This is a genomic window from Variovorax sp. CF079, assembly GCF_900101545.1.
Lineage (GTDB): Bacteria > Pseudomonadota > Gammaproteobacteria > Burkholderiales > Burkholderiaceae_C > Variovorax.
Genome location: NZ_FMZU01000004.1, coordinates 166,193 through 184,440 on the forward strand (window position 1 = coordinate 166,193; position 18,248 = coordinate 184,440).

An 18,248-nucleotide genomic window follows, 5' to 3' on the forward strand; every position below is an offset into this window, starting at 1 on the left:
GGGGCTCAGGCCCGCGCAAGCACGCTGCGCGCGACCGCTTCCGCCACCTTGATCCCGTCGACGCCGGCCGAAAGAATGCCGCCCGCATAGCTCGCGCCCTCGCCGGCCGGGTAGAGGCCGCGTACGTTGAGGCTCTGGAAATCGTCGCCGCGCGTGATCCTGATCGGCGAGGAGGTGCGCGTCTCGACGCCGGTCAGCACTGCGTCGTGCAGATCGAAGCCCTGAATCTTTCGGCCGAAAGCGGGGAAGGCCTCGCGCATCGCCTCGATCGCGTAGCTGGGCAGGGCGGCGTGCAGGTCGGTCGACGTCACGCCCGGCTTGTACGAAGGCTCGACGCTGCCGAGCGCGGTCGAGGGCTTGCCGGCGACGAAATCGCCGACCAGCTGGCCGGGTGCGCGGTAGTCGCCGCCGCCGAGCACGAAGGCATTCGATTCGAGTTCGCGCTGCAGCGCGATGCCGGCCAGCGCATCCCCTGGGAAGTCGCGCGGATCGATGCCCACCACGATGCCCGCGTTCGCATTGCGCTCGTTGCGCGAATACTGGCTCATGCCGTTGGTCACCACGCGGCCCGGCTCGCTGGTGGCGGCGACCACCGTGCCGCCCGGGCACATGCAGAAGCTGTAGACCGAGCGGCCGTTGCTCGCGTGGTGCACCAGCTTGTAGTCGGCCGCGCCCAGCAGCGGATGGCCGGCATGCCGGCCCCAGCGCGCGCGGTCGATCAGACCCTGCGGATGCTCGACGCGAAAGCCGATCGAGAAGGGCTTGGCTTCGATGTGCACGCCGCGCGCATGCAGCATCTCGAAGGTGTCGCGCGAGCTGTGGCCGAGCGCCATCACCACGTGGTCGGCGCGCAGCTCGCTGCTCTCGCCTGTGCGCTGGTCGAGCACGGTCAGGCCGCGCAGCTGCCCGTCCTCGATCAGCACATCGGTCACGCGCTGCTCGAAGCGGATCTCGCCGCCCAACGCAGTGATCTGCTCGCGCATGTTCTCGACCACCTTCACCAGCTTGAAGGTGCCGATGTGCGGATGCGCGACGTAGAGAATCTCGGGCGGTGCGCCGGCCTTGACGAACTCCTCCATCACCTTGCGGCCGAGGAAGCGCGGGTCCTTGATCTGGCTGTAGAGCTTGCCGTCCGAGAAAGTGCCGGCGCCGCCCTCGCCGAACTGCACGTTCGACTCGGGGTTCAGCACGCTCTTGCGCCACAGGCCCCAGGTGTCCTTGGTGCGCTGGCGCACGGTCTTGCCGCGCTCGAGCACGATCGGCTTGAATCCCATCTGCGCAAGCATCAGCGCGCAGAAGATGCCGCAGGGGCCGAAGCCGACCACCACGGGGCGCAGCGGCAACCCAGCCGGCGCCTGGACCGGGGCGCGCCACACCATGTCGGGCGCAGCGCCGATGTGCGGATGTCCGGCGAACTTCGCGAGCAGCGCGGCTTCGAGCGCCGGGTCCGCGATCGTCGCGTCGACGATGTAGACCTGCAGGAGTTGCGGCTTGCGCGCATCGAAACTGCGCTTGAAGACCTTGAAGCCGGCGATCGCCGCGGCAGGCGTGCCGAGGGCCGTTGCGATGGCTTCAGGGAGTGCCGCATCGCCGTGGTCGAGCGGCAGCTTGATTTCGGAGATTCGGAGCATGGCTTTGAGGCCCGTGTCGATCGGGCAAAGGCTGTGGCCGGAACCTTGGATTGTAATACAATTCTGTATTACAGGAGCCTGATCATGACACTGTCGATTCGATTGCCTGCGGAAGACGAGACCCTGCTGGAGCGCGCGGCGGCTGCGTTGCACATCAGCAAGTCGGAGTTCATCCGCCGCAGCATCGCTGCCTACGCGGGCAAAGTGATGCCGGTCGAGCGCGCGGCGGCAGAGATCGATGCGCTCTATATCGGCAAGGGTGGTGGCCTGCGTCGTCCTGAAAGCGTTGCCAACCTGGCCAAGCGAGCGATCCTGGAGCGGCTGCGTGAAAAGCACGGATACGCTCGCTGACACGGGTTTCCTGGTCGCGCTGTTCAACGACGGCGATACGCACCACGCGGGCGCCGTCGGCATGTTGCAGCAACTCGCCGGCCAGCGTCTCTACACGGTCTGGGAGGTGCTCACCGAGGCCGGCCACCTGCTCGACGACACGGCTTGGCTCAATCTGCTGCGCTGGGCTGCCGCCGGTCGGCTGACGGTGCTGTCGAGCGACCCTGCCGATCTTTCGGAGATCGCCGACTTCACCGAGCGCTATGCCGACGGCGGTGCGGACCTCGCCGATGTCGCGCTGGTCTTCGCGGCCGATCGCACCGGCATCTACAACGTGCTGACTGTGGATCGCAAAGACGTCGATCGCTATCGCAGCCCGCGCGGAAAGCGGCTCAAGCGGCTCTGGCTGAAGGACTGAATCAGACTTCGACATCCCGCGAATTTCGGCGACTTTCCTGTGAACGATTGCACAAGTTGCGGAACCGACTACCGATAGCCGACCAGACAATCGCGTCGCTTCAGCAAAGGGTGGATGGCATGCGCCATCGACGCACGGCGCTTTGCGCCACCTTGATCCTGGCCCATGCGATGGTGTTCGCGCAACCGGCCGACACCCTGCCGGCCGATGCAAGCTCGGCGATGCCCGAGGTCGTGGCGCCATTGCCGGCAGCCGGCGAAGGCGCCTCCGCTCCGAGCGCCGACCCCATTCAGGCGACACCCCCGAAGGTCGAGTTCTCGCGCGGCAGCTTCCGCGAGGGCATCGAAACGCTGCGCATCGTGCGCCGCGAAGACACGAGCCGGAACATCGCGGTGCAGGTCGGACTGAATGTGGCGCTCATCGCGCTGACCGGTGGGGCGGCGTTGAGCGCCAGGGGTTTCTCGAAGGACGACCTCGCAGGCACCGCCGTCGAAGGGCTCGACGACGAGCGCCTGCGCGACAACCCGGCGCGTGCCGAACTGCCGCAGGCGATCGGCCTGCGCCTGGCGCAGCTCTACAGGGAGCGCGCGGCCGCGGGCGAGCCTGTTCCGGAGGACGAGCAAGCGCCGGTGCGGGTGACGCCGGGCCCATGGCACCTGGTGTACGAGTCGCTGATGAACGACGACCAGCTCTTTCGCCTCAAGTGGGGTGCCGCCATCGTGCCCCGCGCCCCGCGCATGTTCCGCATGCCCAAGCGGCCCGTGCAGTGCGCCTACGAGTCTGAGCCGGCGACCCTGGCAGATTGGCAGGCCGACGATTGGAGACGCTTGCGCGACGAGCGCGTCAAGGCGCTCGCTGCCTGCGATCGGCCGCTCGACGAGGGGTTGAAAGACATGCTCTGAGGCTTCAAGCCGGCAGGAAGCCGTCGACCGACAGATAGCGCTCGCCGGTGTCGTAGTTGAAGCCCAGCACCACCGCGTTGGGTGCCAGTTCGGGCAGCTTCTGCGCAATCGCGGTGAGCGTGGCGCCCGAGGAAATGCCCACCAGCATGCCTTCTTCAGCCGCGCAGCGGCGCGCCATCTCGCGCGCCGGTTCGGCATCGACCTGGATCACGCCGTCGAGCAGTTCGGTGTCGAGATTCTTCGGAATGAAGCCGGCGCCGATGCCCTGGATCGGGTGCGGCGACGGCGCGCCGCCCGAGATCACGGGCGAGGCGACCGGCTCCACCGCGAACACCTTGAGCTTCGGCCATTTCTTCTTGAGCACCCGCGCGCAGCCCGTGATGTGACCGCCGGTACCCACTCCGGTGATGAGCACGTCCAGCCCATCGGGAAAGTCGGCCGCTATCTCCTCGGCAGTGGTGCGCACATGCACCTCGACGTTGGCGGGATTGTTGAACTGCTGCGGCATCCAGGCGCCGGGCGTGCCGGCGACGATCTCCTCGGCGCGCGCGATCGAGCCCTTCATGCCCTTCTCGCGCGGCGTGAGGTCGAAGCTTGCGCCGTAGGCGAGCATGAGGCGGCGGCGTTCGACCGACATGCTGTCGGGCATCACGAGGATCAGCTTGTAGCCCTTGACGGCCGCGACCATCGCGAGCCCGATGCCGGTGTTGCCCGAGGTGGGCTCGACGATGGTGCCGCCGGGCTTCAGCGCGCCGGACTTCTCGGCGTCCTCGACCATCGAGAGCGCAATGCGGTCCTTGATCGAGCCGCCGGGATTGGCGCGCTCGGACTTGATCCACACCTGCTGCGTCGCTCGGCCGAACAGGCGCTGGATGCGGATATGCGGCGTGTTGCCGATGGTCTGCAGGATGCTCTGAGCTTTCATGGGTGATTCTTTCGTGGCGCGCGAAGCGGGCTGCCATTGTCGCGATAATCCATGGTGTGAAGCGCGCCAGACCGCCGCTGGTGCAAGTCTCGAAAGAGCGCACTGGAGGAAGGTCCGGACTGCACAGGACAGCGCAGGAGCTAACGGCTCTCCACCGCGAGGTGAGGATCAGAGCAACAGAGACGAGTCGGCCGGGGGCAACCCCGGTCGGGTGAAACGGGCAATCTCTGCGCGCAGCAACACCAAGTAGGCCAGCGTCGATGTGGTTCCGCAGAGCTGGCGGGTAGGTGGCACCGAGCCGTTTGGCGACAAACGGCCCAGAGTAATGGCGGTCACGTTGGGGGCAACCTCAACGCACAGAATCCGGCCTACAGGCGCGCTTCACACTTTTTTCGGGGTCGGCTTCTTGCGGCCGATCGCCACCAGCAGCGCGGCGACCAGCGAGAAGCCGATCAGCACGCCCACCGCATTGAGCGCGGTGCGGCCATAGCCCAGCGCACCCACGTCGATGAAGGGGTACGGATAGACCCCGGCGATCGCGCCGCGCACCAGTGCATAGACAAGATAGCCCAGCGGATAGGTCCACCAGTGCGGGATGTCGCCCCCGCGCAGGCCGTGCGCGGGCACCGCGATCCACCAGTAGACGAGAAAGAGCACCGGCATCAGGTAGTGCAGCTGCACGTCGGCCAGCCACAGCAGGCCCAGCGGATTCCAGATGTGGCGCAGCACGAAAAAGTAGACCAGGCCCACCACCGCGATGTTGGCGCCGATCGCGCTCGCCACGCCGGGCCTTCGGAAGAAGCGCCACAACGCGCCTTGCGCAACGGTTGCCGCGGCCGTCAGTGCCAGCGCGGCGAGCAGGTTGGTCAGGATGGTGAAGTAACCGAGGTACATGAAGACGCCCCAGCCGGCCGGCCTCCCGCCGGCCGTGGCCAGCCCGATCGACAGCACCAGCTGCAGCGCGAGTGCGGCCCAGCCGATGAGTGCGGCTGCGGCGGCGAACCGGCGCACGGGCGTGGGCATCAGAAGCGCTCGTTCGGCAGCAGATAGCGCCACTGGCCGGGCAGCAGGCCCGCGAGCGGCACGCGGCCGATGCGGATGCGCTTCATCGCGAGGATGCGCAGGCCCGCCTCGTCGCACAGGTGAGCGATCTGCCCCGGCCGCGGACCTTTGATCGCAAAGCGCAGGCCGGTGTGGCCTTCGGCCTGCTGGCCGATGCTGACGCGCGCCGCAGAGGCGCGTTCGAGCCGCGCCAGCACATCGGGCCCGACCGGCCCGGCCACGTCGACCATCACTTCGTTCTCGAGGATGCCCGCGTCTTCCTGCAGCTTGCGCTCGATGCGCCACTCCTGCGTGAAGACCACGAGCCCGCTGGCGCCGGTTTCGAGCGGCGTCATGCAGCGCTGGGCCGCCACGTGGCGCGGCAGGAAGCGCAGGCCCGCGCGTTCGGGCTCGTGGTGGTTGGCGGGCACCAGCAGACGGTGCGCGTTGTCGGTCGGCGTGCCGGCCGGCTTGTGCAGGAGCAGCGTGACCGGCACCACCGGCTCGGGCCGCGCACCGGGCTCGATCTCGACCTGCTGGTGCGCGCGCACGCGCGTCTGCGGCAGCAGTGCCGGTTCGCCGTCGATGCGCACCGCGCCGTTCTCGATCAGCAGCTCTGCTTCGCGCCGCGAGCAACCGGCCATCGCGGCCACGCGCTTGGCCAGGCGGATGCCTTCGTCGCTATCGGTCATCGAGCTTGCGCCAGTTGCCGGATGCGTTCCAGATGCGCGGCCAGGGAGCGCGCGGCCACCGGCCACATGCGTTCGGGCACGTCGTCGTAGGCGAGCGGCAGCCAGTCCTCGGGTGTGCCCTGCGGCAGGCGCTGCATCGCGGCGGCGATCTTGGCTTCGCGTTTCAGGCGGTGCGCCTTCAGGTAGGCGATGGCGGTACGCGCCTCGCCGAGCACGTAGCCGTGCGCCGGCAGGATGAAGCGCACCTCGCCCTCGGCGCAGAGCGCATCCAGCCTGTCGAGCGAATCGAGGTACGCGTTCATGTTGCCGTCCGGCGGATCGACCACCGTGGTGCTGCCGTTGAGCACGTGGTCGCCGGAGAACAGGAGTCCGTCCTCCTCCAGCACCAGGCACAGGTGGTTGGCCGCGTGGCCGGGGGTGTGGACGGCGCGCAGCGTGTGCGTGGTGCCGTCCGGGCCGTGCAGCACCAGGCGTTCCTGGTCCTGCAGCGTGCGGTCCGGCGCGAAGCGCGCCGAGGCGCGTGCCGTCGGCGCCGAGGCCAGGCCGAGGATGGCCGGCTTCGATGCTGCGCACAACGCCTGCAGCGGCGCCGCGCCCGGCGAGTGGTCGGCATGCGAATGGGTGCAGACGATCATGCGGATGTCGTCGCCGGTCGCGCGGTGCAGCCGCTCGATGTGGCCCGCGTCGTTCGGTCCCGGGTCGATCACGATGTAGCCGCTGGCCGCATCGCCCACGATGTAGCTGTTGGTGCCGGGCCCGGTCATCGCGCCGGGGTTCGGCGCGGTTAGCCGCTGCACGTTCTTCAAGAGCGGCACCGGCGCCTCGCTTTGCCAGTCGAGCGCATGCACGATCTGCCCGTCCGGGCAGACCAGCGCCAGCTCGCCGTAGGGCGATTCGTGCTCCATGTAGCGCGCCTCCTGGCCGCGCAGCAGGCCGGCGCGCGGGCAGCTGGTGAACAGCGGGCCTTCGCCGTCTGCACGGTGGGCGCAGGCGTCGAGCAGGGCGTCGACCGAGTCGTAGGCGGCCATGCGCTCCAGCGTGCGCACGGTCGGGAAGATCATGAGGAAGCCGCCCGCCTTGTGGCGCGCGAGCGCATCGGCCGGCCGCACCCAGCAGGGCTCGAACTGCTCGGTCTCGTCGGCCGTCGGCGTCTGGCCCTCGGGCATGCGCGCCACCAGGAAGGGCACGTCGAAGCGCTTGGGCAGGTCGCGGTCGGTGATCCAGTGCGCGAAGGTGAAGAGCTCGTTGGTCGCCAGCCGCAGTCCGCGCGCCGTGCACTGGTCGGCCAGGGCGATGGCGCTGGCGGCCGTGCTGCGGTCCATCGCCGCCACCTCTTCGGTACTCACGGGGCGGCCATCCTCGTGGCGCGCGAGCAGCACGCCGAGCTCCTCGAAGCTCTCGCGGACCGCAGCCACGGCCTGCGTGAGCTGCTGTTCGCTTTGCGTGGGCCGGCGCAAAGCGATGCGGTGCGCGGCGCGGTCGCCTTCGTCGATGCGGCCGCCGGGGAACACATAGGCGCCGGGCGCGAAGCTCGCGCTGGCGGAGCGCCGCGTCATCAGGACCTCGATGCCTTCGGGCGTGTCGCGCAGGAGCAGCACGGTGGCGGCGGCGAGCGGCGGCGCCGGTTCGCGCGGGGGATGGAGTTGTTGGGCGGGGCGGACCATGGGGCGCAATTATCGAGAGGCGATCAGAGAGCTGTGCTGCATAAGCTTCGACAGGGTTTCGCATGAGCCTCGCGCCACAATCGGCGCTTGCTCCATCCGCTTCGAAGGACAGTCATGCCCCATTCTCTCTCCAGCCGTTCGCGCCGTCTGTTCGCTGCCGCCGGCCTCGCCCTCGGCGCCTGCGCCGCGCCCGTTGCTCTTGCCCAGGCCGAGTGGCCGCAGCAACCCGTCACGCTGATCATGGGCTTCCCGGCCGGCTCGGGTGTCGACGTGGTGGCGCGCACGATCCAGGAGCCCTTGCAGCAGAAGCTCGGCCAGCCGGTGGTGATCGACTACAAGTCCGGCGCCGCCGGCAACATCGCGAGCGAGTACGTGGCGCGCGCCAGGCCCGACGGCTACACGCTCGCCTTCGGCACCGCCGCCACGCACGGCAGCAATGCGGCGCTCTACAAGAAGCTGCCCTTCGACGTCGAGGCCGACTTCGTGCCCGTGGCGCCGGTGCTCGACGTCTCCAACGTGCTCACGATCAATCCCGAGGTGATCAACGTCAAGACGCTCAAGGAGTTCGTCGAACTCGTGAAGGCCAACCCCGGCAAGTACAACTATGCCTCCACCGGCAACGGCGCCGGCACCCACATGGCTTTTGCCGAACTCAACTCGCGCCTCGGCCTGCAGATGGTGCACGTGCCCTACAAGGGCGGGCCGGAGGCCATCGCTTCGGTGGTGCGCGGCGAGACCTGCTGCATCATGAACCAGGTGCAGACCGTGCTGCCGCAGTACAAGGCGGGCAAGGTGCGGCTGCTGGGCGTCACCACCGCCAAGCCGGTGGCGGCGGTGAAGGAAGTGCCGACCATTGCCGCGAGCGGCATCGCCGGCACCCAGGGCTTCGACAGCTCGATCTGGTTCGGCGTCTTCGCGCCCAAGGGCACGGATGCGCGCATCGTCGACAAGCTCAATGCCGCGATCAAGTCCGTGCTCGAACAGCCCGAGATCCGCGAGAAGTTCGAGGGCCAGGGCAACACGGTGCGCATCGAAACGCCCGCGCAGTTCAAGGCCACCGTTCACGCCAACCGCGTGAAGTGGGCCGAGGTGGCGAAGGCGGCGAACGTGAGTATCGACTGAGGAGGCGCCAGCCCCTTAGACGCATGCCGGGCTTCGGGGGGTGGATGCGACCCAGGCTCCTCCACGGCTGCGGGCGGTGTGCCCTGGGCCGACCGTTGAGGCACCGCCGAGCGGCACAGCGGCAGGCGGAAAAAGGGCCGCGCGTGTTTGAGCGAAGCGAGTTTGCGCGGACCCCGCCTGTCGCGAGCAGCGCAGGGAAGCCCGAAGGGCCGGTGACGTCGGCCGGCACAGGGCACACTGCCCGCCTCCGCGCCCCCACATCGTCAACAGAACCTATTCGCCGGCGCGCGAGCGCTTGAACTTCGCGATCTTCTCCTTCAGCTCCGTGTACTGCTCGCAGGGGAACCAGCAGAGCTTGTCGAGCGCCTTCAGGTGCTTCTCCGCGCCTTCGAGCTGGCCGACCTGCAGATAGGCCTCGCCCACGTACTCGTGCGCGTCGCGGTGGCCGGGGTTGAGCTGCAGGGCGCGCTCGTAATGCTTGAAGGAGTTGTCCATGTCGCCCAGGTGGCGATAGGCGAAGCCCAGCAGGTTCCATGCGTCGGCATTTCTGGGATCGGTCCGGAGGGCCGCCTGGAGCGGGGGCAGGGCTTCGGCCCATTGCTCGGCCTTGACGGCGGCCTGGCCAGCGCGGTAGTCGGGGTCCAGCTCTTGCTGCGACGGGCCGCCACCGCCCCCGCCTCCACCTCCACCTCCACCGCCCGCGGGCCATGCGGGCAGGCTTAAACCAACAAGACAAGCCATCGTCGCCAAGATCTTCTTGCGCATGATGTGCTCCTGATGAGTGCTCCGCCGCTCTCTCTCCCGATCGAATTCGAGTCCTACCGGCCCTGCGTGTCAAGCGAGATACGCGCGATTGACCGGGTGCGCCGGAGCCTGAAATTCGCTAGGCTTTGCTGGCGAGCGATCCCATCGAGCGCGGAGACAACGCGATGAGCCAGGGCGCACCTCTTCGTCTGCATGTGCCGGAGCCCACCGGGCGGCCGGGCCATGAGACCGATTTTTCCTACCTGCATATTTCGCGCGCCGGCCAGGTGCGCCGGCCGCCGCTGGACGCATCGCCGGCCGACACCAGCGACCTCGCCTACACGCTGGTGCGCGTGCTCGACGACGAGGGCCGTGCCGTCGGCCCGTGGGTGCCGGAGGCGGATGCAGCCTTGCTGCGCCGCGGCCTCGTCTCGATGCTGAAGACGCGCATCTTCGACGCCCGCATGCTGATCGCGCAGCGCCAGAAGAAGATCTCCTTCTACATGCAGTGCCTCGGCGAAGAGGCCATCGCCATTGGCCATGCGCTGGCGCTGCAGCAGGGCGACATGTGCTTTCCCACCTACCGCCAGCAGGGCCTGCTGCTGGCGCGCGAGGACGTGTCGATAGTGGACATGATCTGCGAACTGATGTCCAACGAGCGCGACCCGCTCAAGGGGCGGCAGTTGCCGGTGTGCTATTCGATGAAGCGCGTCGGCTTCTTCTCGATCTCGGGCAACCTGGCCACGCAGTTCATCCAGGCGGTGGGCTGGGGCATGGCCTCGGCGATCAAGGGCGACACCCGGATCGCCTCGGGATGGATCGGCGACGGCGCCACCGCCGAGTCCGACTTCCACACGGCGCTGACCTTCGCCCACGTCTACCGAGCGCCGGTGATCCTCAACGTGGTCAACAACCAGTGGGCGATCTCGACCTTCCAGGCCATCGCCGGCGGCGAGGCCACCACCTTCGCGGCGCGCGGCGTGGGTTGCGGCATCGCCTCGCTGCGCGTCGACGGCAACGACTTCCTCGCCGTGCTGGCCGCCTCGCGCTGGGCCGCGCAGCGCGCCCGCAGCAACCTCGGGCCGACGCTGATCGAGTGGGTCACCTACCGCGCCGGGGCGCATTCGACCTCGGACGATCCCTCGCGCTACCGGCCGGCCGACGACTGGGCGCACTTCCCGCTCGGCGATCCGATCGCGCGGCTGGCGCAGCACCTGACGGGCATCGGCGCCTGGTCGCAGCAGGAGCACGAGGAGACGCAGGCGAAACTGGAGGCCGAGGTCAACGCCGCGCTGAAGGAAGCCGAGCGCTACGGCTCGCTGGCCGATGGGCACCTGTTCAGCGCCGCGGCGATGTTCGAGGATGTCTACAAGGACATGCCGGAGCACCTGAAGCGGCAGCGCGAGCAGATGCAGTCCGGAGCAGCGTCATGAGCGCCATGACCATGATCCAGGCCTTGCGTTCGGCCATGGACGTGATGCTCGAGCGCGACGACAACGTCGTCATCTATGGCCAGGACGTGGGCTACTTCGGCGGCGTTTTCCGCTGCACCGAGGGCCTGCAGGCCAAGTACGGCCGCTCGCGCGTGTTCGATGCGCCGATCTCCGAAGGCGGCATCGTCGGCTCGGCCATCGGCATGGGCGCCTACGGCTTGCGCCCGGTGGTCGAGGTGCAGTTCGCCGACTACTTCTATCCGGCCTACGACCAGATCGTTTCCGAAGCGGCGCGGCTGCGCTACCGCTCGGCCGGCGACTTCAGCGCGCCGATCACCATCCGCATGCCCTGCGGCGGCGGCATCTACGGCGGCCAGACGCACAGCCAGAGCCCGGAGGCGCTGTTCACGCACGTCTGCGGCGTGCGCACGGTGATGCCCTCGAATCCGCGCGATGCCAAGGGCCTGCTGATCGCCTCGATCGAGAACGACGACCCGGTGATCTTCCTGGAGCCCAAGCGCCTCTACAACGGCCCCTTCGACGGCCACCACGACCGGCCGCTGGTGTCCTGGTCGGCCCATCCGCTGGGCGAGGTGCCCGAGGGCTACTACACGGTGCCGCTCGAATCGGCCACCGTGTTCCGCCCCGGCGCCGACCTGACGGTGATCAGCTACGGCACCATGGTCTTCGTCTCGGAGGCGGCCGCGCGCGAAGCCGGCATCGATGCCGAGATCATCGACCTGCGCAGCCTGTGGCCGCTGGACCTGGAGACCCTCGTCGCCTCGGTCAAGAAGACCGGCCGTTGCGTGATCGTGCACGAGGCCACGCGCACCAGCGGCTTCGGCGCCGAGCTGACGGCGCTGGTGCAGGAGCACTGCTTTCATCACCTCGAGGCGCCGATCGAGCGCGTGACCGGCTGGGACACGCCCTATCCGCATGCGCAGGAGTGGGCCTACTTCCCGGGCCCGGCACGCGTGGGCGCGGCCTTCCGGCGCGTCATGGAGAACTGAATGGGCACGCATGCGATCAAGGTGCCGGACATCGGCGAAGGCATCGCCGAAGTGGAACTGGTGGCATGGCGGGTCCAGCCCGGCGACACGGTGGCCGAAGACCAGGTGCTGGCCGACGTGATGACCGACAAGGCGACCGTCGAGATCCCGTCGCCGGTCGCGGGCAAGGTGCTTGCGCTCGGCGGCGAAGTGGGGCAGCAGATGGCGGTGGGTGCGGAGCTGATCCGCATCGATGTGGAGGGTGGCGACAACACCGGCGCGGCGCCGCCCACGCCCACGCCCGCGGCCACGCCTGCACCAGCACCAGCACCAGCACCAGCACCAGCACCTGAGACCGCGCCAGCCGAACGCACGAGCCTGCCATCCACCGGCAAGCCGACTGCCTCGCCCGCGGTGCGCCATCGGGCCGCGGCGCTCGGCATCGATCTGCAGCAGGTGCCGGGCAGCGGCGTGGACGGCCGCATCCTGCACGAGGACCTCGACGCCTGGCTGGTCCGGCGGCCCGGTCCGCAGGCGGCGAGTGCGGCGCGCTACGCGCAGCAGGACGACGAGGAAGCCGTGCCCGTGACCGGCGTGCGCCGCCGCATCGCCCAGCGCATGCAGGATGCGATGCGCCGCATCCCGCACTTCACCTACGTCGAGGAGATCGACGTGACCGAACTGGAGTTGCTGCGCGCGCGGCTCAACGAACACTGGGGCCGCGAGCGGGCCCACCTGACGCTGCTGCCGCTGCTCGTGCGTGCCGTCGTGCTGGCGGTGCCGCGCTTCCCGCAGATCAATGCCCGCTTCGACGACGAGGCGGGCGTGCTCACGCGTCACGGCGCAGTGCACGTCGGCATCGCGACCCAGACCGCGGCCGGCCTCATGGTGCCGGTGCTGCGCCACGCGGAAGCGCGCGACCTGTGGTCCAGCGCGGCCGAGATCGCGCGCCTGGCCGAGGCCGCGCGCGCGGGCCGGGCCACGCGCGACGAACTGAGCGGCTCGACCATCAGCATCACCAGCCTCGGCGCCCTGGGTGGCATCGCCTCCACGCCGATCATCAACGCGCCCGAGGTGGCGATCGTCGGCGTCAACCGCATCGCGCTGCGCCCGGTGATGCAGGACGGCGCGGTGGTCGCGCGCCGGATGATGAACCTGTCTTCCTCCTTCGACCACCGCGTGGTCGACGGCCAGCTTGCGGCCGAGTTCGTGCAGGCCGTGCGGGCCTTGCTCGAATGCCCCGCCTTGCTCTTTGTCGACTAGGGCCTGTTGCAGTGTGTGACAGCGGCGCCCGCGACTCCTAGAATCCAGCTATGAGGTCCGCCAGAACATGGTTGATGGGACTGGTCCTCCTGGCCCAAGCTGCGGCTGTGGCCAGCGCCGAAGCTGTGTCTGCCGCGGCTCCCGAGGCGCCCCGCGTCGTGGTCCTGATGCAGGTCGAGGGCGCCATCGGGCCCGCTTCCGCAGACTATGTGCGCCGCGGCCTCGCGCTGGCTGCCAAGGAACAGGCGCAGCTCGCCGTGCTGCAGCTCGACACGCCGGGCGGGCTCGACGCCTCGATGCGCAACATCATCAAGGACATCCTCGCTTCGCCCGTGCCGGTGGCGACCTTCGTGGCGCCCAGCGGCGCCCGCGCCGCGAGTGCCGGCACCTACATCCTCTACGCGAGCCACATCGCAGCCATGGCACCGGCCTCCAACCTCGGCGCGGCGACGCCGGTGGCCATCGGCATGCCGACGCCGGGCCGGCCGGAGCCGAAGCCGCCGTCCTCTTCCGAGAAGGGTGCCGAGCCCGCTCCCGATGCGATGAGCGCCAAGCGGCTGGCCGATGCCTCGGCCTACATCCGCAGCCTGGCGCAGCTGCGCGGGCGCAATGCCGACTGGGCCGAGCAGGCGGTGCGCGAGTCGGTGAGCCTGTCGGCGCAGGAGGCGTTGGAGAAAAAGGTCATCACCCTGGTCGCGCGCGACGTGGCCGACCTGCTGATGCAGGTGCATGGGCGCGAAGTGAGCCTGGCGCATGGCACCGTGCGGCTGGCCACCCAGCGCGCGCAGCTGCTCGCCTTCGACGCCGATTGGCGCAGCCGGCTGCTGTCGGTGATCACCGAGCCCAGCCTGGCGCTGATCCTGCTGATGGTCGGCATCTACGGCCTCCTGTTCGAGTTCTCCAACCCCGGCTTCGTGCTGCCCGGCGTGGTGGGCGCCATCTGCCTGACGCTGGCGCTGTTCGGCCTGCAGATGCTGCCGGTCAACTACGCGGGACTGGCGCTGATCCTGCTGGGTGTGGCCTTCCTCATCGCCGAGGCCTTTCTGCCGAGCTTCGGCGTGCTGGGGCTGGGCGGCATCGCGGCCTTCGCGATCGGCGCCGTGCTCCTGATCGACAGCGACGCGCCGGGCTTCGGCGTGCCGCTGTGGGTGGTGGCGGTGATCAGCGCGGTCTCGGCCCTGTTCATCCTCGCGGTCGCCGGCATGGCCGCGAAGGCGCGCCGGCGGCCGGTGAAGAGCGGCATCTCGGCCCTCGTGGGCACCACCGGCGAACTGGTCGAGTTCTCGGACGGCGAGGGCTGGGCGCAGATCCAGGGCGACTACTGGCGCGTAACCGGCGCGGGTGACCTGCATACCGGCGGACGAGTCCGGGTCAGCGGCGTGCAAGGCGTCGTGCTGCAGGTGGCCCCGGACGGCCAATGACCATGTTCTTCAATTTCAGCGTCGCGCTCATCGCGCTGCTCCTGGTGCTGGCGGTGATGCTCGCCGCGGCGTCGCTGCGCATCCTGCGCGAGTACGAGCGAGGCGTGGTGTTCCAGCTCGGCCGCTTCTGGAAGGTCAAGGGGCCGGGCCTGGTGATCCTGATCCCCGGCATCCAGCAGATGGTGCGCGTGGGGCTGCGCGTGATGGTGCTCGACATCCCGAGCCAGGACGTGATCACGCGCGACAACGTGTCGGTGAAGGTGAACGCGGTGCTCTACTTCCGCGTGATCGATGCGGAGAAAGCGATCATCCAGGTCGAGAAGTACCTCGAGGCCACCAGCCAGCTGGCGCAGACCACGCTGCGCGCCGTGCTCGGCAAGCACGAGCTCGACGACTTGCTGTCCGAGCGCGAGCGCCTCAATCTCGATATCCAGAAGATCCTCGAGGCGCAGACCGACATCTGGGGCATCAAGGTGACCAACGTCGAGATCAAGCACGTCGACCTCAACGAGAACATGGTGCGCGCCATTGCGCGGCAGGCCGAGGCCGAGCGCGAACGGCGCGCCAAGGTGATCCATGCAGAGGGCGAACTGCAGGCCTCGGTCAAGCTGGCCGAAGCGGCCGAGATTCTGGGGCGCCAGCCGCAGGCGCTGCAGTTGCGCTATCTGGAAACCCTGACCGTGATCGCCGCCGACAAGAATTCGACCATCGTGTTTCCCTTGCCGCTGGAGGTCATCGGACCCTTGCTGCAATGGATCAAGAAGAAGGCCGACGCGCCGTAGCGCCGGCGCATGGGCGACCTACAGCGTCTTGGTCAGCGTGACGACCAGTGGTTGCGCGTAAAGACTTCGCACCCTTGCGACGCCGCTCGCGCGTGGCAAGATGCCTCGTCTTCCCTATTGCCCCGGCGCCCCGCATGCTCATCAACTGCGTTGTCTACGAAGACGGCACCAAGCTGGCCGACATTCCCGTTTCCGAAATCAGCGAGTACGCGTCGCTGCCGCGTTGCTTCGTCTGGGTGGCGCTGCGCGACGCCACGCCCGAAGAGCTGGCCGAAGTGCAGGCCGAGTTCGGTCTTCATCCGCTGTCCGTGGAAGATGCCCACAACGGCCACCAGCGGCCGAAGGTGGAGGAGTACGCCGATTCGCTCTTCGTCGTCATGCACCTGCTCGAAGCGGGTGCCGGCGAGCCCGCCACGCTCACGGTCGGCGAGCTCGACGTCTTCGTCGGGCGCAACTACGTGGTGTCGGTGCGCAACCGCAGCGATCACGGCTTCACCGAAGTGCGCGAGCGCTGCGAGCGCGAGCCCGAGCTGCTCAAGAACGGCCCGGGCTTCGTGCTCTACGCGCTGATGGATGCCGTGGTCGACCGCTACTTCCCCATCATCGATGCCTTCGAGGACGAACTCGACACCATCGAGCAGCGCATCTTCACCAAGGGCGCCGCGCGCGACAGCATCAAGCGCCTCTACGAACTGAAGCAGCGGCTGACGCTGCTCAAGCACGCGGTCGCGCCGCTGCTTGAAGGCACCGGCAAGCTGCACGGCGGCCGCGTGCCGCAGATCTGCGTTAGCACGCAGGAGTACTTCCGCGACGTGGTAGACCACCTGAGCCGCATCAACAACACCATCGACTCGATCCGCGACACCATCGGCACCGCGATCCATGTCAACCTCTCGATGGTCACCATCGAGGACGGCGAAGTGACCAAGCGCCTCGCGGCCTGGGCCGCCATCTTCGCCGTTTGCACCGCCTTCGCCGGCCTCTGGGGCATGAACTTCGAGCACATGCCCGAGCTGAAATGGCGCTACGGCTATGCGGCCGCGCTGGCGCTCATCGCGAGCCTTTGCGCCTACGTGTACTACCGCTTTCGGCGTGCGGGCTGGGTGTGAGCATGCTTCTGATCCGCCATGTGCGCCCCATGGGCGCCGCCCCTGCCGACGTGCTGGTGCAGGACGGCCGCATCGCGGCCCTCGGCCCGGCCTTGCACGCCGCAGCCGGCTGCGCGGTGGAGGAGGGCGGCGGCGCGCTCCTGCTGCCCGGCCTGGTCGAAGGCCACACGCACCTGGACAAGACGCTGTGGGGCATGGACTGGTACCGCAACGAGGTCGGCACCCGGCTCATCGACAGGATCGACAACGAGCGCGCCTTTCGCCAGGCCAGCGGCCATGACGCGGCCGCGCAGTCGCTGGCATTGGCCCGGGCCTTCCTGGCGCGCGGCACGACGCGGCTGCGCACCCACGTGGACATCGACACCCAGGCAGGGCTGCGCCATCTCGAAGGCGTGCTGCAGACGCGCGACACGATGCAGGCGCTGCAGCAGATCCAGATCGTCGCCTTCCCGCAATCGGGCCTCCTGGGCCGGCCCGGCACGGCCGAGCTGCTGGACCAGGCCATCGCCCGCGGGGCCGACGTGCTTGGCGGCCTGGACCCGTGCGCGATCGACGGCGATCCGGTGCGCTCGCTCGACGCGCTCTTCGCCATCGCCGAGCGCCGCGGCTGCCCGCTCGACATCCATCTGCACGAGCCCGGCGCCATGGGCGCCTTCTCGCTCGACCTGATCCTCGCGCGCACGGCAGCGCTCGGCATGCAAGGCAAGGTCGCGATCAGCCACGGCTTCTGCCTGGGCGACCTGCCCGAGCGCGAATGCGAGGCGCTGCTGGCGCGCATGGCCGCGCTCGGCGTGGTGCTGGTCACCAGTGCGCCGCCTTCGCGCAGCGTGCCGCCGCTCATGGCCTGCCGCCGCGCCGGCGTCACCGTGCTCGGCGGCAACGACGGCATCCGCGACACCTGGACGCCCTACGGCAGCCCCGACATGTTGGAGCGCGCGATGCTGATCGGCCTGCGCTACAACCTGCGGCGCGACGACGAGATCGAGGTCGCGCTCGACTGCGTCACCCATGCGGGCGCGCGCGGCTTGCGCTTCGAAGCCTATGGCCTGGCGCCGGACTGCCGTGCCGACCTGGTGCTGGTCGATGCGCAGACCGTCGCCGAGGCGGTGGTGGCGCGGCCGGTGCGGCGGCTCGTGGTGGCGGGCGGCCGCATCGTGGCGCGCGATGGGGCGCTGCTGTCGGATGCGGTTCCCGTGTGAAGGAGCAGACGACGATGTACCAGGAAGAATTCATGCGGCGCGCCATCGCGCTCTCGGCGCAGGCGCTGCACACACCGGGCACCGAACCCTTCGGCGCCGTCGTCGTGCAGGACGGCCGCGTGGTGGGTGAGGGCTTCAACCACTCGGTGGCCCATTTCGACCCGACCTCGCACGGCGAGGTGGAGGCCATCCGCGATGCCTGCCGCAATCTGCAGCGCGTGGACCTGAGCGGCTGCGAACTCTACACCTCGTGCGAGCCCTGCGCCCTGTGCGTGGCCGCCATGCGCATCGCGGGCATCGCCAGGCTCTACTACGCGGCCTCGCTTGCGCAGTCGGGCCAGGCCTTCGCCGGGCTGCCGACAGAGGCGCGCCACCCGATCGACATCGAAGACCTGCGTGCCGAGGCCGGTGCGCCGATCGAGCGGCGGACGCTGCCCGCGGAGCAGAAGATGGATCGCGAAGCGGTGCAGATCCTGGCGACCTGGGCCGCGTCGAAAAAGGCTTGAGCACCGGTGGGCGTGCGGGCCCGACGAAGCATTTGGTTGTCTTGCGCCGGAAGACGGTGTCGCGTAACGTCGTGTTA

At 68.9% G+C, this 18,248-nt stretch carries 18 protein-coding genes and 1 other RNA gene; 13 read left to right on the forward strand and 6 right to left on the reverse strand.

Features of this window, described 5'->3' with window-relative positions; genetic code table 11:
- Positions 1-5: 5 nt before the first annotated feature.
- Entirely contained in the window at positions 6-1,631 is a 1,626-nt protein-coding gene (locus BLS74_RS06740; RefSeq protein WP_093103953.1) for an NAD(P)/FAD-dependent oxidoreductase, read from the reverse strand.
- Between the two features lie 84 nt (positions 1,632-1,715).
- On the opposite strand from BLS74_RS06740, the gene BLS74_RS06745 reads away from it, so the two are divergent.
- The 3 genes from BLS74_RS06745 (at position 1,716) to BLS74_RS06755 (ending at position 3,281) form a co-directional block, all read left to right on the forward strand.
- Positions 1,716-1,982 carry a ribbon-helix-helix protein, CopG family gene (locus BLS74_RS06745; protein ID WP_093103955.1) on the forward strand — a complete coding sequence of 89 codons (267 nt, stop codon included), beginning with the start codon at positions 1,716-1,718 and terminating at the stop codon, positions 1,980-1,982.
- Positions 1,957-2,379, forward strand: a complete 423-nt coding sequence (locus tag BLS74_RS06750; RefSeq protein WP_093103956.1) for a type II toxin-antitoxin system VapC family toxin — start codon at positions 1,957-1,959, stop codon at positions 2,377-2,379. The genes BLS74_RS06745 and BLS74_RS06750 overlap by 26 nt, the downstream gene beginning before the upstream one ends.
- A 119-nt stretch (positions 2,380-2,498) precedes the next feature.
- Positions 2,499-3,281, forward strand: a complete 783-nt coding sequence (locus BLS74_RS06755; protein WP_093103958.1) for a hypothetical protein — start codon at positions 2,499-2,501, stop codon at positions 3,279-3,281.
- 4 nt (positions 3,282-3,285) lie between these two features.
- On the opposite strand, the gene cysK is transcribed toward BLS74_RS06755, so the two are convergent.
- A complete protein-coding gene (cysK, locus tag BLS74_RS06760) occupies positions 3,286-4,206 on the reverse strand; it encodes a cysteine synthase A (protein ID WP_093103959.1) in 921 nt (306 codons plus the stop codon).
- Positions 4,207-4,264: 58 nt separating this feature from the next.
- Here cysK and rnpB point away from each other — a divergent pair.
- An RNA gene (gene rnpB / locus BLS74_RS06765) (RNase P RNA component class A) lies at positions 4,265-4,593 on the forward strand.
- On the opposite strand, the gene BLS74_RS06770 is transcribed toward rnpB, so the two are convergent.
- From BLS74_RS06770 to BLS74_RS06780, 3 genes are read right to left on the reverse strand one after another with little or no spacing between them, the layout of a single operon-like run.
- A complete protein-coding gene (locus BLS74_RS06770) occupies positions 4,588-5,229 on the reverse strand; it encodes a Pr6Pr family membrane protein (protein WP_093103961.1) in 642 nt (213 codons plus the stop codon). The genes rnpB and BLS74_RS06770 overlap by 6 nt on opposite strands.
- Complete coding sequence (locus tag BLS74_RS06775; protein ID WP_093103962.1) at positions 5,229-5,939, reverse strand: RNA pseudouridine synthase; 711 nt, start codon at positions 5,937-5,939, stop codon at positions 5,229-5,231. The genes BLS74_RS06770 and BLS74_RS06775 overlap by 1 nt, the downstream gene beginning before the upstream one ends.
- Entirely contained in the window at positions 5,936-7,603 is a 1,668-nt protein-coding gene (locus BLS74_RS06780; RefSeq protein ID WP_093103964.1) for an MBL fold metallo-hydrolase, read from the reverse strand. The genes BLS74_RS06775 and BLS74_RS06780 overlap by 4 nt, the downstream gene beginning before the upstream one ends.
- Positions 7,604-7,717: 114 nt before the next feature.
- Between BLS74_RS06780 and BLS74_RS06785 the strand changes: the two genes are divergently transcribed.
- Positions 7,718-8,725: a Bug family tripartite tricarboxylate transporter substrate binding protein gene (locus BLS74_RS06785; protein WP_093103965.1), complete on the forward strand. Its 1,008-nt coding sequence runs from the start codon at positions 7,718-7,720 to the stop codon at positions 8,723-8,725.
- Positions 8,726-8,998: 273 nt separating this feature from the next.
- On the opposite strand, the gene BLS74_RS06790 is transcribed toward BLS74_RS06785, so the two are convergent.
- Positions 8,999-9,490: a tetratricopeptide repeat protein gene (locus BLS74_RS06790; RefSeq protein ID WP_093103967.1), complete on the reverse strand. Its 492-nt coding sequence runs from the start codon at positions 9,488-9,490 to the stop codon at positions 8,999-9,001.
- A 164-nt stretch (positions 9,491-9,654) separates the two neighbouring features.
- Here BLS74_RS06790 and BLS74_RS06795 point away from each other — a divergent pair, with 164 nt between their 5' ends.
- From BLS74_RS06795 to BLS74_RS06830, 8 genes are all read left to right on the forward strand, one after another.
- Positions 9,655-10,902: a 3-methyl-2-oxobutanoate dehydrogenase (2-methylpropanoyl-transferring) subunit alpha gene (locus BLS74_RS06795; protein ID WP_093104169.1), complete on the forward strand. Its 1,248-nt coding sequence runs from the start codon at positions 9,655-9,657 to the stop codon at positions 10,900-10,902.
- Positions 10,899-11,912 (forward strand): alpha-ketoacid dehydrogenase subunit beta, encoded by a 1,014-nt coding sequence (locus BLS74_RS06800; RefSeq protein WP_093103968.1) that lies wholly within the window; start codon positions 10,899-10,901, stop codon positions 11,910-11,912. Before BLS74_RS06795 ends, BLS74_RS06800 begins: the two co-directional genes overlap by 4 nt.
- Positions 11,913-13,154 (forward strand): dihydrolipoamide acetyltransferase family protein, encoded by a 1,242-nt coding sequence (locus BLS74_RS06805; RefSeq protein ID WP_093103970.1) that lies wholly within the window; start codon positions 11,913-11,915, stop codon positions 13,152-13,154. It begins immediately after the preceding gene.
- A 74-nt stretch (positions 13,155-13,228) separates the two neighbouring features.
- Complete coding sequence (locus BLS74_RS06810) at positions 13,229-14,575, forward strand: NfeD family protein (protein WP_093103971.1); 1,347 nt, start codon at positions 13,229-13,231, stop codon at positions 14,573-14,575.
- Between the two features lie 2 nt (positions 14,576-14,577).
- The gene (locus BLS74_RS06815; RefSeq protein ID WP_093104171.1) at positions 14,578-15,357 is read left to right on the forward strand and encodes a slipin family protein; all 780 of its coding nucleotides are present in this window, start codon (positions 14,578-14,580) and stop codon (positions 15,355-15,357) included.
- A gap of 134 nt (positions 15,358-15,491) precedes the next feature.
- Positions 15,492-16,466, forward strand: a complete 975-nt coding sequence (corA, locus tag BLS74_RS06820) for a magnesium/cobalt transporter CorA (RefSeq protein ID WP_093103973.1) — start codon at positions 15,492-15,494, stop codon at positions 16,464-16,466.
- The gene (locus BLS74_RS06825; protein ID WP_093103974.1) at positions 16,463-17,665 is read left to right on the forward strand and encodes an amidohydrolase family protein; all 1,203 of its coding nucleotides are present in this window, start codon (positions 16,463-16,465) and stop codon (positions 17,663-17,665) included. The genes corA and BLS74_RS06825 overlap by 4 nt, the downstream gene beginning before the upstream one ends.
- A 14-nt stretch (positions 17,666-17,679) precedes the next feature.
- A complete protein-coding gene (locus tag BLS74_RS06830) occupies positions 17,680-18,171 on the forward strand; it encodes a nucleoside deaminase (protein ID WP_093103976.1) in 492 nt (163 codons plus the stop codon).
- The last annotated feature ends 77 nt before the right edge of the window (positions 18,172-18,248 follow it).